Here is a 15,186-nt window from a genome sequence, read left to right on the forward strand (position 1 = left end):
CTGTGTGGGTCATCAAGCACATAAAAGATGGGCGAATGATTGAAATCAAACAATAACCAGAATGTGGCTATGGCTTGAGTTTGATTCTCCAGAATGAGAAACAAAAAAAACCATCTATACCAAGGGGAAAGGCATAGATGGTAAACACATTACGGGGAAAACGTCTTACTCACTACATCACTTGCTTTTGGAGGAAACAAGTGTAGTAAAGACACGGTTTTATCGTGAAGGTTTATTAATAATTATTAAATTACGTAAATCAATATTTTTGCTGGAAACCGGGCAGGCCAATGCCATAGCGGTGCACCCACAAGCGGCACAATAAGCCTGCCGCAAATAAAATATTGATGCTGTAGGCATTGACCCAGTTGAGCAGTGTCAAACCATACAATAAAGCACTCATTAAAATAGCAATACTGCCGTACACATCTCGCCGCAAAATAATCGGCACATCATTGACCAGCATGTCACGCACGATGCCGCCACCCACTGCTGTCACAAAGCCTAAAGTAATGACCCCAAATAAATTCAGGTTTAAAGCCAGACCCACTTGTGCGCCCGTAATGCTGAATGCGGCTAAGCCAATAGCATCGGCTACGATAAACCAAGTGGCTAAAGCGCGGCGATGTTGATGTTGCAAATTAAACAGCCAGGATAGGAAAAGTGTGACAAAAATCACAATCAGCGCCGTGTTTTCGCGAAATACGCGCGGGATGTGCCCCACCAGTACATCACGAATCATTCCGCCGCCCACGGCAGTAAGCAGGGCGACGATGACCACGCCGAGTATATCCAAGCGCTTGCGAAAGCCCACCAGATAGCCAGAAATGGCGAAAGCAGCGGTGCCGATGATGCTGATGATGTCAGTACTGGTCATGAAGTGCCATCGAGATTAGGTTGTTAATATGGGGGGTAATTGATAATGGAATCAATGGGGTGTGTTAATCGTAGGTTAAATTGGTTGTGTACGACGTATATATCTAGCGAGAAATCAATCTGTTTCGCCGCAGGATTCATCACTGAGTGCCGTATCGTTTGCGGTTGCATTGGGCTGAAAAATCGCCATTCGCCGGGTGCCATGTCTTCAGCTGACCATGATCCAAACTGGGTGCGGTGTAATGCCTCTACGCGGTTTCCTGCGGCCGCCACCATGCGTTTAACTTGGTGGTATTTGCCTGTGGTGATGGTTAACATCAAAGTATGCGCATCGCTTAATTCGGCCTCGGCTGCCTGAACGGTTTCATGGTCATCATGCAGCAATACACCGCGCTTTAGGGTATTGCAAAAAGATTCATCCGCTGGATGTTTGAGGCTTACGCGGTAGATTTTGGCCAATTTGTGCTTGGGTGCGGTGGTGCGGTGATTAAATTGGCCATCATTGGTGATGATGAGCACGCCTGTGGTATCGGCATCTAAACGGCCTACGGCTTGCATGTCAATATGCCGCATGGGCTCTGGAAACAGGCTGAATACGCTTGGGTATTGTTGGGGTTTGTGCGAGGTTTCGTAATCTGCCGGTTTGTGTAAGCAGATGTAGAAATACGGCATGGGCACAGGGGTGAACGGTTGGTCGTCAATCATCAGGCTGTGCACGTGCATGCCATCGATGTCTTCTTTGGCTTGTGTTTTCAGGCAGCCATTGATGGTAACGCGCTCATGGTCAATCAGTGTTTGGCATTGCTTGCGGCTGCCAAAGCCTTGGGCTTGCAGGTATTTGAGTAATTGCATCGTAAAATAAATAGTTTGCTCAGGAATCAGCCGTTGAGATCAGGGATAAATAACGGATAGGGTTGCCTGGAGCACGTTAAATAAAAAGATTTTACCAAATAAAGAAAATTAGGGTGTGTACCAAAAATAGGGGTGCCAGCAGGCCAAACGACCACAGCATATAGGCGAAAAAACTGGGCATGGCAACATCTTGCTGTTCTGCGATGGACTTCACCATGAAATTGGGCGCGTTACCAATGTAGCTCAGTGCCCCCATAAATACCGAGCCCATGGAAATGGCCAATAAAGTTTGGGGTATTTCTTCCATTAATATATTGGCATCGCCGCCTGCTAAATTGAAAAACACCAAATAAGTGGGGGCGTTGTCCAAAAAAGCCGATAATAGGCCGCTCATCCAAAAGTACAACGCGTTGATGGGGCTGCCATCTGGGTTGTGTACTGATTCAATCAGAGCATGAAAATGACCGTTTTCGCCAGCTTGTAGCATGGCGATTACAGGACTTATGGTGATGAAAATACCCAAAAATAATTTGCCTACTTCCTGTATGGGCGCCCAATTGAATGCATTGCTTTGGCGAATGGCCGATGGGGTTATCCATAAAGACAGCAGCGTGAATGCCAACAGCAAAACATCTCGGGTTAATGCTGGCAGACCGATGTGATTATCCAAAATGTGGAATTGCACTGTACTTTGCCACAACCCTGAAAGCAAGACTGCGCCCACTGCACCCAGCAACAACAAAATATTGCGTTTACCTTTAATGCATATGTTCAATTTGGTTGGGTCGGGTGCTGCTGAGCGCGGTTGTTCTTGCGCTGCAAAGTAGCGATCAATGCCATAAAACAACACCAGCAGGAAGGTGCTGCTAATCAGCACCGGCAACAGCATGTGTTCGACTGTCCACAAGAAAGAAACGCCTTTTAAAAAGCCCAAGAATAATGGCGGATCACCTAGTGGTGTGAGTCCACCTCCGATATTGGCGACCAAAAAAATGAAAAATACCACCACGTGCACACGATGTTGGCGGTGTTGATTGGCTTTGAGTAAAGGCCGGATAAGCAGCATGGCGGCACCAGTGGTGCCCATCAAAGAAGCCAGTAGCGTACCCATGGCGATGATGGCAGTGTTGGTAGCGGGCGTGCCTTTGAAGTGGCCCTGGATGTCAATTCCGCCGGAAATGGTGTAAAGCGCCAATAGCAACAAAATAAAGGGTACATATTCAGCCAGTAGTGCATGAACCACGGTGTGAATGCTGGCAGACCATCCATAGTGGATTGAAAACGGCAATAAAAACAGCAATGTCCACCCAGCGGTTATTTTGCCAAAATGATGATGCCAAATTGAGGACATCAATAGAGGGCATAAGGCAATGGACAGCAAAATGAATGCAAAAGGCAATCCCCACCATAGACTCAATTCAGAACCATTCAATGTGGCGGCCTGAAGTGGTAATGGCGCCACCATACCAATGCTCAGTATGGCCAGATGATGAATTTTTGAAAGGAGCGTAGAAAACGAAATCAACACAATAATCCTAATATGACAAGCTAAGCGAGACGCAAATAATTGAAGGCCAACAGGTGTTTTCGGTATGGGCACCTTGGTCGGCGTGGTGGCTAGACATCAGGGCGGCGCCAAATCCACACTGAAACCACTATGCATATGGCAGCAATGGCCAAGACCAGCTCGGTGTGTTGAGGTAGGCGCCAATAAACGATAGCAACTGAAATGGCCATCATACTACTGGAGAGTATTTTGGCATTGCGGGGAATGGCACGGTGTTCTTCCCATTGTTGCACCATTGGGCCAAAACGGTGATGGTGCAGCAGCCACATATGAAAACGCGGTGAGGCTTTGGCCCAGCAAGCGGCGGTGAGCAAAACGAATGGGGTAGTGGGTAATACCGGCAGGAAAATGCCCACAATGCCCAGTATCAAAAACAACAAGCCCGCCAACCACAGCAGTGGCCGCCACATCATGAGTGTGTATCCGATGATGGTGGATAGGTGATGCCCAACGCTTGCCAGCCTTCTATACCCATGGTGTGCAGTAGGGTTTTGTTGCGTTCAAAAATATCGGCGGCATTGGGTATGGCCGCCACGGCTTTGTCTATGCTGGTTTCGCGTATTAAATGTAAAGTGGGATATGGGCTGCGGTTGGTGTAATTGGTGATGTCGTTGTCTGCTGCATCAGCAAAACAAAAATGTGGGTGAAAAGAGGCTATTTGTACTATGCCTTCGGCGTGGTTGTCGATGAGCGCTTGATCGGCCAGATCCAGCATGTCATTGAATGTCATAAAATCGCCGAAAAGGCTCGATTCTATCAATAAAGTGGTTTCCACGGTTTCGGCGGGCATGTCAAGCAAGATTTGTAATTCGAGGTCGAGCCGTTCCAAAAATGCATCGATATGACAAGCGTGGCTAACGACCATGCGCACCAAGTCCTTACGATAGGGTGCTTTGGCGAATGGGCACAAATTCAAGCCGATGACTGCTTGTTCCAGCCAATGGCGCGTGTTGTCGAGGATGGTTTGGTCGGTGTCGGTGATCATGGAAATACGTTTGCCGATGGCATTCAAGAAGTTGGCTAATATTACTTGAAAATAAAGCCGCCGTTTCAGGCAGCCTGGTTAAATCATGATATACAACAAGATTATTCGGCTAATAGATGATCCAATGGCAAAGCGGTGGTGTTTTTGATTTCTTTCAGCACAAAGCTGGATTTGGCATCTTGCACCCCCGGCGTGGCCAATAAGGTATCCAGCACAAAATGTGAAAAAGCATTCATGTCGGTAAAAAACGCATGCAGGATGTAATCAGACTCACCAGTGAGGGCAAAGCAACTCAGTACCTGAGACCAATGTTGTAAAGCATGGGTAAATTCATCACGTGAACTCGGGCTTTTGTCCACCGAAACACGAATAAAGGCTTGCAACCCCAACCCCACATTAGCAGGCTCCAACAGTGCGGCATAACGGCGAATGATGCCCGCATCTTCCAATTGTTTGAGACGGCGCAAGCAGGGTGAGGGCGATAGCGCTACCCGTTCAGACAATTCTACATTGGTCAGGCGACCATTCTCTTGCAGTACTTGCAATATTTTTAAATCGGTTTTGTCCAAAAAATTGATTGTCATGGTGGTTCCCTATTATTTTTGTTGTGCCGATGTTTCAAGTGTTGAGTTGATGATAGACAGCCTAGAATGGTTGTAATACGCAGCGATATCGATGCAGACGCACTTTGTTGCTAAAAACATCGTTTATTTTGACATAAATCAATTTATTTTGCCAGATGTAAAGTGCTTTTTTGCGGAAGTTGTGGCGTTTATGCTGTTTTGAATGACCATATACCTGCACTTCGCGCTTGCTGTTTTTGTCCAATCTCGGCGATAATCCAGCTTCATTTGCAGGAGAGCGTGTGTTCTCGTTAATACACCACCGAAGGCGCAGAAACCCTTAAATCGCTCAGGTCAATGGACTGCAAAATCTGCCTTAATTTATGAGGCAGTCATTCATCTGGAGAGTGGTGCAAAAGCACCCACCGAAGGGGAGAAGGCAAGTACATTTTGCCGAAAATCTCAGGTTTCAGGACAGATAGGGCTTGGGTGTTTTGGTGCAACCAAAGCACAGTGCTATCTTTGGAGAAACCCCTCATGACTGAACCCAGACATACCCCTTTTCACTCTGCCCATGTGGTTGCCGGCGGCAAAATGGTGGACTTCGCGGGCTGGCATTTGCCCATTCATTATGGTTCGCAAATTAAAGAACATGAAGCCGTGCGCAATGACGCTGGTATGTTTGATGTCTCTCATATGTTGGTAACCGATATTGAGGGGCAATCAGCCAAAGCTTGGTTGCAAAAATTATTGGCCAATGACGTGGCCAAGCTTGGGTTTGTGGGTAAAGCCTTGTATTCGCCGATGCTCAATGAGCAGGGCGGAGTCATGGATGATTTGATTGTTTACCGTTTGGATGAAGCCGAAACCCGATACCGCATTGTGTCGAATGCCGCAACGCGCGACAAAGACTTGGCTCAATTTAAAAAAATCGGTGAGCCCTTTGGCGTGCACATCACGCCCCGTTATGATTTGGCCATGATTGCCGTTCAAGGCCCACAAGCCATCACCAAATTATTGCAGGTGAAACCACAATGGGCAGATGTGGTTAAAAATTTGCAGGTATTTCAAGGCCATGATTTGGGTGATGACTGGTTTGTGGCCAGAACTGGCTATACCGGTGAAGATGGTGTGGAAGTGATTTTGCCGGCCACGCAAGCTGACGCTTTTTTCAATCAGCTGAAAGAGGCAGGTGTTGTGCCCTGTGGTCTGGGTGCACGGGATACCTTGCGCATGGAAGCGGGTATGAATTTATATGGTCACGATATGGACGATGACATTACCCCCCTGGAGGCGGGTATGGCGTGGACAGTGGCGATGAAGGACGATCGTGATTTTGTGGGTCGTGCTGCATTGGAAAAACAAAAAGCCGAAGGTCTGGCGGTGAAGCAAGTGGGTCTTCTTTTGGAAGATCGCGGCGTATTGCGTGAAGGCATGGAGGTAGTGGTGGCCGATGTGGGCACGGGGGTTATTACCAGCGGCACTTTTTCACCTACGCTGAAACAGTCCATTGCCATCGCCCGTGTGCCCAAAGACATTGGCACGCAAGCACAAGTGGTGATTCGCGGCGTGCTCACGGATGTGCGCGTGTTGAAGCTGCCATTTGTGCGTCAAGGACAAAAACAATTTGATTGATGTTGTATGGGCTGCCTGAAAACATTCAGGCAGCCTTTTATGAATACGGCCCTGAGTGGCTCATTTTATGTTTATCCATTAACAATCCTTTGCGGAGAAAAACATGAGCAATATTCCTGCTGATTTAAAATACGTTACCAGCCACGAATGGTTGCGCACCGAGACTGATGGCACCGTTACTGTAGGCATTACCGATCATGCCCAAGAATTATTGGGTGACATTGTGTTTGTGGAATTGCCAGAAGTGGGCACCCATTTGGCTGCCGATGACCAAGCGGGTGTGGTGGAATCAGTGAAAGCGGCCTCAGATGTGTATGCGCCTTTGGCTGGTGAAGTCACTGCCATTAATCAGGCTTTGGTGGATGCCCCAGAAACTGCCAATACCGACCCCTATGAGGCTGGCTGGTTTTTCAAAATTAAGCCAGATAATTTGGCCGACTTAGAAAAAATGCTCACTGCCGACGAATATGCCGCAGAAGTAGACTAATTGCACTGTGCTTCTGAGTGTGATGGTGGTGGCCGGCGTTTGCGCCTAGCTTGTTTTGTGCCGATGAGCAGTTGCCTTGTTGCGGACGCCAGCGATGGGTCGCGGCATAAGCGTCTATGTGTTGTAGGTGGATGCGGTTGCTAGCTGATGGCAATCATGGCCAACCGAGTGACCAGATAATGAGGTGTTGAGCATTGAGCATGAGTTATTGCAGCTGGGTAGCCCAATTGGCCGATGACAGCGATAATCCCAATCGTCACTACCATGATCATAGTTATGGATTTCCCATTGCCAACGATAATGAGTTGTTTGAACGGCTGGTGTTGGAAATCAATCAGGCGGGATTAAGTTGGACCTTGATGCTGAAAAAACAAGCGGCTTTTCAAGCAGCCTATGCTGACTTTGATGTGGCGCGTGTGGCTGCTTTCGGTGATCAAGACATCGCGCGTTTATTGGCAGATGCAGGCATTGTGCGCAACCGTTTAAAAGTGCAAGCCGCTGTATACAATGCCCAGAAAATTCTGTGTTTACAAGCCGAATATGGCTCGTTTAAACAGTGGTTGGATGCACACCACCCGCTGGAATTAGCTGCTTGGGTGAAGTTGTTTCGTAGCCAATTCAAATTTGTGGGCGGCGAAATTGTGCATGAATTTTTGATGAGTACAGGCTACTTGCCCGGCGCGCACACACCAGATTGCCCAGTGTATGCTCGGGTAATCTCTGCTCGGCCACCTTGGTGGTCAAAATGAGCAACACGTTGAACTGGCTTGTCCAGCTGAGTTTTGCACGAGTGGGTCGCCCCAATGTGCTGAAAGCATAGACAAATCATAAAAGGCCTTAGCACCATCCGCCTGAGGTGTTTTGGCTTTGAATGGCGGCGTTGCTGAAGAAATGTTTCAGGCAACCCATACACACAATGGAAACAAGCAGTCGATGGAAGCAAATGTGATTAACCATGCAGGCCCAAGGCTTACATTGGGTTTGATTTTCACCATTTTGGTGACCGGCGCACTGGCATTTTTACAGGTGTATTCTATTCAATCAATTTTGCCGGTATTGATGCAGGAGTTTCATGCCGATGCCCCCGCAGCTGGATCCACCGTTGGCGCAACAGTATTAGCGGTGGCAATCATGTCACCGTTTATGGGGATGATTTCCGATGCTTTGGGGCGCAAGCGTTTTATTGTGGGCTCAGTATTTTTCCTGAGTTTGCCCACGATTGCCATGTATTTTGTGCAAGACATCGGCCAAATGTGGTGGTTGCGGTTCTTGCAAGGCTTAGCGGTGCCCGGTATTACCGTGGTGTTACTGGCGTACATTGGTGAAGAATTCATGGGCACGGTGCGTGTACGGCTGATGACTTTCTATGTGTCAGGCACGGTATTGGGTGGCTTTTTAGGCCGTTTCCTCATGGGTTATTTGACCGAATTTATTGGTTGGCGCCATGCTTTTTTGCTGATGGGTTTGTTGAGTATTGCCGGTGCCATCTTGGTGTGGCGTCAATTGCCAGCATCTCGACAATTTGTGCCTGAGCCGCGGGTGTCAACGGCATTGACCACGCTTTGGCATCATGTCAAAAACCGCCATGTCTTAGCGGCCTGTGCGTTGGGTTTCTGCGTGTTGTTTTCGCTGGTGGGCTGTTTTACCTATATTAATTTGTATTTGGATCAGCCACCTTATCAATTGTCCAGCGCGCAGCTGGCGGATATTTTTGCCGTGTATTTGATTGGTATGGTGATTACGCCCATTTCCGCGCGCCTGATTGTGGCTTTGGGCGCCAATCGAACGGTGTTGCTGGCGGTGGCGTTATCGGTGTTTGGCGTGCTGTTAACCTTGTTGCCGCCATTATGGGGCATTGTGCTCGGTTTGGTGTTGATGAGCAGTGGTGTGTTTATTACCCAATCGGCCACCATCAATTACATTGCACATCATGTATCCGAAGGCCGCTCTCTGGCGTCCGGTTTGTATTACATGGCTTATTACAGTGGCGGTTTCGTGGGTGCATGGTTATGTGGTCACGCATTTGAACAAGGCGGTTGGGTGTCGACCACCAGTACTTTGGTGGCGGTGCAAGTCATTGCTATGGTCATCGGTGGCGTATTGATGGCGAAAAAACCCAAAGAGCAGTATCCCACTGCCAATCAGCACCATTAATTCCCATTATAAATGGATGTTTCTGCGAGGAATAATATGAATTTTAACGAGTTGTTTCACCGCGATGAGTTTGTGGGCCGGCACATTGGCATCAATAAAATAGACCAAGTAGCCATGTTGCAAACGCTGAATGCAGAAGACATGGCGTCTTTTATAGACAGTGTGTTGCCTGAAAGTGTGCGCTTTGGCCGCCGATTGGATTTGCCAGAAGCCACCACAGAAGCTGATGCCTTGGCACACATTCGCGCCTTGGCCGATGAAAACATCATCAATAAAAGTTATATTGGCCAAGGCTATGCACCGACGCGCTTGCCCAATGTGATCGTGCGCAATGTGTTGGAAAACCCAGGCTGGTATACCGCTTATACGCCTTATCAGGCTGAAGTGGCGCAAGGTCGCTTGGAAGCTTTGTTGAATTTTCAGCAGATGTGCATTGATTTAACTGGTTTGGACATGGCTGGAGCCTCTTTATTGGATGAAGCCACTGCCGCCGCTGAGGCCATGGCCATGGCCAAGCGAGTGAGCAAAAACAAAACCGAGCAGTTTTTTGTGGATGCGCGTGTGTACCCACAAACCTTAGATGTGATGAACACCCGCGCCGAGTATTTCGGTTTTAAATTGGTGGTGGGCGACATCAGCGAAGCAGGGGAAGGTGACTATTTTGGAGCCTTATTGCAATACGTTGGCAAAGATGGCGATGTTGCCGATTTAACCGCACCCATTGCAGCTTTGAAAGCCAAGGGCGCAGTGGTGGCGGTGGCTGCCGACATCATGAGTTTGGTCTTGTTGAAAGCCCCTGCCAAATTGGGCGCAGATGTGGCTCTGGGCAGCACCCAGCGCTTTGGCGTGCCTATGGGCTTTGGCGGCCCGCATGCTGCCTATTTTGCCTTTAAAGATGAATACAAACGCTCTGCACCAGGCCGCATCATTGGCGTATCCAAAGATGCTTCGGGTAAGCCCGCTTTGCGCATGGCTTTACAAACTCGAGAGCAGCACATTCGCCGCGAAAAAGCCAATTCCAATATTTGTACATCTCAGGTTTTACTGGCTAATTTGGCAGGCATGTATGCCGTGTATCACGGGCCAGAAGGGGTGGGGCGCATTGCGCAACGCATTCATGCGCTGGCGTGTGCTTTTGCCGATGTGATCGAGACCCAAGCCACCCTAAACGTCGTGAACCGACCCTTTTTTGATACGGTATCGGTGGCGTGTGGCGAAGAAGCTGAGGTGATTTACCAGCGTGCGTTGGAGATGGGTTACAACTTATATCGTGCGGGTGGTGGCATTTTATCGGTGGCCTTTCATGAAGAAAGTGATGCCATTGATTTTGCCGATTTGGCCGTGATTTTTACGGGTAAACCCGCTTCTTTGCCTGACGTTGCGCACAATCGCATTCCAACCAATTTACAGCGCGATGAAGCCATTTTGCAGCATCCCGTGTTTAACCGATATCATACCGAACACGAAATGCTGCGTTATTTGAAAAAATTGGAAGAGCGCGACTTGGCCATGAACCGCAGCATGATTTCATTGGGCAGTTGCACCATGAAACTCAATGCCACTGCGGAAATGATTCCGATTACGTGGGCCAAATTTGCCCATATCCATCCGTTTGCCCCGCGCGATCAAGTGCAAGGCTATCTGAAAATGATACAGGGATTGGAAGAGGCCTTATTGGCGATTACAGGCTTTGATGCCATTTCCATGCAGCCCAATTCCGGCGCGTCGGGTGAATATGCCGGCCTTTTGGCCATCCGCCGTTTTCAGGCAGCCCACGATGAAGGGGCACGTCATGTGTGCTTGATTCCGCGCTCTGCTCATGGCACCAATCCCGCCAGTGCGCAGATGGCGGGTATGAAAGTGGTGGTGGTGGATACCGACGATCGCGGCAATGTCAACATCAATGACTTGCGCGCCAAGGCTGAGCAATATCGCGATGAATTGAGCGCGTTGATGATTACCTATCCATCAACCCATGGTGTTTTTGAAGAGGGCATTCGCGACATTTGTGACATCATTCACCACAATGGTGGTCAAGTGTACATGGATGGCGCCAACATGAATGCTCAAGTGGGCTTGATGCGGCCCGCTGATGTGGGCGCTGATGTGTTGCACATGAATTTACACAAAACCTTTTGTATCCCTCATGGTGGTGGTGGCCCCGGTATGGGCCCCATTGGCTTGAAAGCCCATTTGGCGCCGTTTGCCTCCAGCCATACAGTGATGCCCGTTGAGGGTAAAACCATGGGTGTGGGCGCTGTTTCTGCTGCGCCTTATGGTTCGGCCAGTATATTGCCGATTTCGTGGATGTACATTAGGCTGATGGGGGCAGATGGCTTGCGCCAAGCCACCGAAGCTGCTTTGCTCAACGCCAATTATGTGGCCCAGGCGCTGAGTGAAGATTATCCCATTCTCTATACCGGTAAAAATAACCGCGTGGCGCATGAATGCATCGTGGACTTACGCCCCTTGAAAGCCGAGACCGGGATCACTGAAGTGGATATTGCCAAACGCCTGATGGATTATGGTTTTCATGCACCCACCATGTCGTTTCCTGTGGCAGGCACGCTGATGATCGAGCCCACAGAATCAGAAAGCAAAGCCGAATTGGATCGCTTTATTGCTGCATTGAAAAGCATCAAACAAGAGGCTCTGAAAGTGGGTCGCGGTGATTGGCCCCAAGACGATAACCCATTGGTGAATGCGCCCCATACGGCGGCCAACATTGCTGGCGAATGGACGCACCCATATGATCGTGAAGAAGCGGTATATCCTTTGGCATATCTGCATGATGCCAAATTCTGGCCCAGTGTTAACCGCATTGATGATGTGTATGGTGATCGCCACGTGATTTGCACCTGCCCACCCATAGAAGATTATGAATAAATAACCGGTGAATGAAAGGGTGAAACGCCCAAGGTTGCCTGAATGGTTTCAGGCAACCTTTTTTGTATTGGGCGATGATGTAGCGCCTTCTGTAATCGATTCCTGCACCTCTCATCATTGAATTTTATCAATCAAATTTTTGTTATATATAAGTGGTTTAAAATATAAGAAAAAGCGTAAGGATTCAGCGTGAGCGAGTATGAATATATGATGCAACAACTGGTCATCTAACTCTATTTCATTTATTGACGCCAAGCGGCGTTAACGTGTTAAGCATGTGCTATGCTGATGCTATGAATCTAAACACGAATAAACCCATCCATCCTCAAGCCAATGATGACTGTCTATGGAATCTGGCGCCTTCATCTGGTTGCCTGAAAATAGGGCGGTATTATGCGCTGGCCGGCATGGCGTTGGCTTTGCTGAGTGCGTGTGCAGCACCCACAGCGCAGCACCGAAATGATGGCACTTGGCTAACGAAGTCTGTTGCGGGGCCGGTGCGTGGATCAGTTACGTCGGGTAATAAAGCGCTGGTACCCCCCTTATTTGGCATAGCCACGATTTGCCCTGTCGCCCAAGGCAGCGCGGTGGTGTGGGTGCATGTGCATGAAAATGAAACCACGGCTTGGCAGGTTGCGCAGCAGGTGTTGGCGGCACACCCTACAGGCTGCCTTTATGGATTACAGCATGGCGGTAGCCGGAATGTGGTGGTGAACCGTGGTGGTGAACGTTATCAGTTTGATCCCAACCGCATGTTTACTGCATCGGGGCGGCAGCACAATATCGTTGTTTTCCATGGCGATGCGATGCAGATACGCAATCAAGTGGCGATGGCCGCCGATGATTTTTTTCAGCGCTATCTGGCTCAGGCCAAGCTTATCGTAGCGGTTCACAATAACCGTATTGGTGGTCTGAATATACACAATTACGCTGTGGGCGGCTCTTTGGCTGCCAATGTTGCCGAAGTCAACATTAATCCTATTGCGGATGCTGATGATTTTTTCTATGTCACGTCGGCAAAAACCTATGCATTTTTGGCAGCACGCGGGTTTAACGTGGTGTTGCAAAATGCCGCCACCGTGGTAGATGATGGTTCGTTATCGGTGCGGGCCGCGCATGAACGCATCGAATACATCAACGCTGAGGCCGGTATGGGGCATTGGGCGGCGCAAACCGATATGCTGAAAGCAGTGGCGGCTTATATTCAGCAACAATATCATCAGCCTTGATGGTGTAGTGTGGCCAGCTTGACTGAGCACATGTAGCATTTGACAAGCGCCGTGCAACTGCCTACTATCTGACCTGTATCCCGATAGGAGTAATCCTGCCAACCTGCCTGAGCCGGTAAGGTGGTTTGTCGCTGATGGCGACAGATGCGGCGGTTTTCAGCGCAATCAAGGCTAAGCACCACCTTCGCATTGTGCGGAGGTTTTTTTGTGGGATATCAATGATGATCAACGGGGGATTTACACCAAATTGCAACCCCATAATTGCTAAAAGGACGCATGATGCAGACCATTTTTTCTATCCAACATCTTGAATTTTCTATACAAACTCAACCTGGCGCTGAAGCAGTTCGGTTTTGGGTGTGTTTTGCCGATCAATCACCACGCTGTTTGTGTCAATACAGCCCTTCTCAAAAAGCGTGGTACACAGCGTCTGGCTTCCCGCTCGTGGCAGGGCAAGTGTTGTTGCCGGATGCGGATGCACATGTCTTGAAAACCGCTTTGTTTTTACTGGGGGTACGTGAAGTGGATGATGCGATAGCGGCCTTGGCGAAACAAGCGGCTTGGGTGAACCAGCAACGGCGAAACACAACAGCGGCCGCCTGAGGCAGAACCTTCACTAGGTGGCAAGTGTTGATTGCCCCTATTCCAAGTAGATTGAACAAGGCTGCCTGAAACATTCAGGCAGCCTTTTGCATATTGTTTCCCTTGCGTGTGAAACTTACTTATTGGCTTTGATGTTTTGCCATAAGCGCACTTCGTATTTTAGAATATCTGGCTTGGTTGGCAGCATGATGTAGCTGTTGGCCAACACGGCATCTGATGGGAAAATACTTGGGTCTTCACTGTATTCTTTGCTCATCAAAGTTTTGGCTGGCATGCTTGATGGCGCATAAGTGACATAGTCGCCATTTTTAGCCGCTACTTTCGGATCCAAAATCCAGTTGAGATAGCGGTGGGCATTAAGTACATTGGCTGCGTCTTTGGGAATGGTCAAGGTGTCTACCCACAACCCCACGCCTTCTTTTGGAACCATGACGGCAATGTCTGGCTTGCCGGTCGCTTCGGCGCGGCGGCGCTTGGCGATGTTTAAATCGCCGCCAAAGCCACGGCCACGCAAATATCGCCACGGGCTAAGTCATCAATATAACCGGAAGATGAGTAACGCAATACATAGCCACTATTATTTTTCAGAATGGCGGCGGCGGCATCTACATCGGTTTTTTCCTGACTATTGGGATTTTTGCCTGCATAGTGCAAAGCCAAGGGGAACATCTCGGCCGGACTGTCTAAATAGCTGATGCCACAAGATTTTAATTTGCTGGTGTAAGCTGGATTGAATACCAAATCCCAAGCATTATCGGGCATAGGGGTGTTGCCCAGTGCTGCCTTAACTTTATCTGTATTGATGGCAAAGGTGTTCATGCCCCAATAATTTGGTACGGCATATTGATTACCGGGGTCTACGCCTTGCAGCATGGCTAGAAGCTTGGGATTGATATTGTGCCAATTGGGAATCAGCGATTTGTCTAATTTTAAATAAGCGCCGGCTTTGATTTGTCTGCCCACAAATGCATTGGAAGGCCCGGCAATGTCATAGCCTGATTTGCCGGTGAGCATCTTGCTTTCCAGTGCTTCATCACTGTCGTAATAATTGTAGGTAACTTTTATCCCTTGTGTTTTTTCAAATTCAGCAACGGTTTGCGGATCCACATAATCCGACCAATTGTAGATCTTCAATTCTTTGGTTGGCGGCAGAGTATGGGTATTAGAAGCAGCCGTGTTGGCCGTGGCGCTGGCTTGTGTGGCCTGAGCAGTAGGCTCACCGCCACACGCTGCTAACAGGCTCAAAGCCAAGCTCGTACCCAAGGACAAAGTCAGTTTGCTCATGTTTTTCCTTTGTTATGCGTATAAACACGATAGTGGCTAATCTAACCGATGTAGGCGGTTTTGGA

The 15,186-nt window shown here is 48.8% G+C and carries 12 protein-coding genes, 2 pseudogenes and 3 riboswitches; of the genes and pseudogenes, 7 read left to right on the plus strand and 7 right to left on the minus strand.

What is annotated here, in order from left to right; genetic code table 11:
• Positions 1-259: 259 nt before the first annotated feature.
• The 6 genes and pseudogenes from A2F46_RS00075 to A2F46_RS00100 all read right to left on the minus strand — a co-directional run bounded on the left by A2F46_RS00075 (position 260) and on the right by A2F46_RS00100 (position 4,864).
• Positions 260-877: a trimeric intracellular cation channel family protein gene (locus A2F46_RS00075; protein WP_066565410.1), complete on the minus strand. Its 618-nt coding sequence runs from the start codon at positions 875-877 to the stop codon at positions 260-262.
• A 173-nt stretch (positions 878-1,050) separates the two neighbouring features.
• Positions 1,051-1,728, minus strand: a pseudogene (locus tag A2F46_RS00080) (16S rRNA pseudouridine(516) synthase); the annotation flags it as partial.
• Positions 1,729-1,819: 91 nt separating this feature from the next.
• On the minus strand, positions 1,820-3,193 hold the full coding sequence (locus A2F46_RS00085; protein ID WP_066565842.1) for a sodium:proton antiporter: 1,374 nt from the start codon (positions 3,191-3,193) through the stop codon (positions 1,820-1,822).
• A 152-nt stretch (positions 3,194-3,345) separates the two neighbouring features.
• Entirely contained in the window at positions 3,346-3,705 is a 360-nt protein-coding gene (locus tag A2F46_RS00090; RefSeq protein WP_066565845.1) for a YbaN family protein, read from the minus strand.
• Entirely contained in the window at positions 3,705-4,280 is a 576-nt protein-coding gene (locus A2F46_RS00095) for a DUF1415 domain-containing protein (RefSeq protein WP_066565846.1), read from the minus strand. Before A2F46_RS00095 ends, A2F46_RS00090 begins: the two co-directional genes overlap by 1 nt.
• Before the next feature lie 101 nt (positions 4,281-4,381).
• On the minus strand, positions 4,382-4,864 hold the full coding sequence (locus A2F46_RS00100) for an Lrp/AsnC family transcriptional regulator (protein WP_066565411.1): 483 nt from the start codon (positions 4,862-4,864) through the stop codon (positions 4,382-4,384).
• Positions 4,865-5,124: 260 nt separating this feature from the next.
• Positions 5,125-5,218, plus strand: a riboswitch (glycine riboswitch).
• 15 nt (positions 5,219-5,233) lie between these two features.
• A riboswitch (glycine riboswitch) is annotated at positions 5,234-5,331 on the plus strand.
• A gap of 49 nt (positions 5,332-5,380) precedes the next feature.
• Between A2F46_RS00100 and gcvT the strand changes: the two genes are divergently transcribed.
• The 7 genes from gcvT (at position 5,381) to A2F46_RS00135 (ending at position 13,837) form a co-directional block, all read left to right on the plus strand.
• On the plus strand, positions 5,381-6,478 hold the full coding sequence (gcvT, locus tag A2F46_RS00105; protein WP_066565412.1) for a glycine cleavage system aminomethyltransferase GcvT: 1,098 nt from the start codon (positions 5,381-5,383) through the stop codon (positions 6,476-6,478).
• 103 nt (positions 6,479-6,581) lie between these two features.
• Positions 6,582-6,965, plus strand: coding sequence for a glycine cleavage system protein GcvH (gene gcvH / locus A2F46_RS00110; protein ID WP_066565415.1), 384 nt, complete (start codon positions 6,582-6,584; stop codon positions 6,963-6,965).
• Between the two features lie 200 nt (positions 6,966-7,165).
• Positions 7,166-7,714, plus strand: coding sequence for a DNA-3-methyladenine glycosylase I (locus A2F46_RS00115; protein ID WP_066565417.1), 549 nt, complete (start codon positions 7,166-7,168; stop codon positions 7,712-7,714).
• Between the two features lie 118 nt (positions 7,715-7,832).
• The gene (locus A2F46_RS00120; protein ID WP_231867652.1) at positions 7,833-9,119 is read left to right on the plus strand and encodes an MFS transporter; all 1,287 of its coding nucleotides are present in this window, start codon (positions 7,833-7,835) and stop codon (positions 9,117-9,119) included.
• Positions 9,120-9,155: 36 nt separating this feature from the next.
• Positions 9,156-12,005 (plus strand): aminomethyl-transferring glycine dehydrogenase, encoded by a 2,850-nt coding sequence (gcvP, locus tag A2F46_RS00125; RefSeq protein WP_066565419.1) that lies wholly within the window; start codon positions 9,156-9,158, stop codon positions 12,003-12,005.
• A gap of 293 nt (positions 12,006-12,298) precedes the next feature.
• Positions 12,299-13,234 carry a hypothetical protein gene (locus A2F46_RS00130; protein WP_066565424.1) on the plus strand — a complete coding sequence of 312 codons (936 nt, stop codon included), beginning with the start codon at positions 12,299-12,301 and terminating at the stop codon, positions 13,232-13,234.
• Positions 13,235-13,304: 70 nt separating this feature from the next.
• Positions 13,305-13,413, plus strand: a riboswitch (SAM-I-IV-variant riboswitch).
• Positions 13,414-13,510: 97 nt separating this feature from the next.
• Positions 13,511-13,837: a hypothetical protein gene (locus A2F46_RS00135; RefSeq protein ID WP_156471514.1), complete on the plus strand. Its 327-nt coding sequence runs from the start codon at positions 13,511-13,513 to the stop codon at positions 13,835-13,837.
• A gap of 115 nt (positions 13,838-13,952) precedes the next feature.
• Here the strand turns inward: A2F46_RS00135 and A2F46_RS00140 are convergent.
• Positions 13,953-15,121 (minus strand): annotated as a pseudogene (locus tag A2F46_RS00140) (polyamine ABC transporter substrate-binding protein).
• Positions 15,122-15,186 lie beyond the last annotated feature (65 nt).

Source organism: Snodgrassella sp. CFCC 13594 (assembly GCF_001590725.1).
Classification (GTDB): Bacteria; Pseudomonadota; Gammaproteobacteria; order Burkholderiales; family Neisseriaceae; genus Snodgrassella.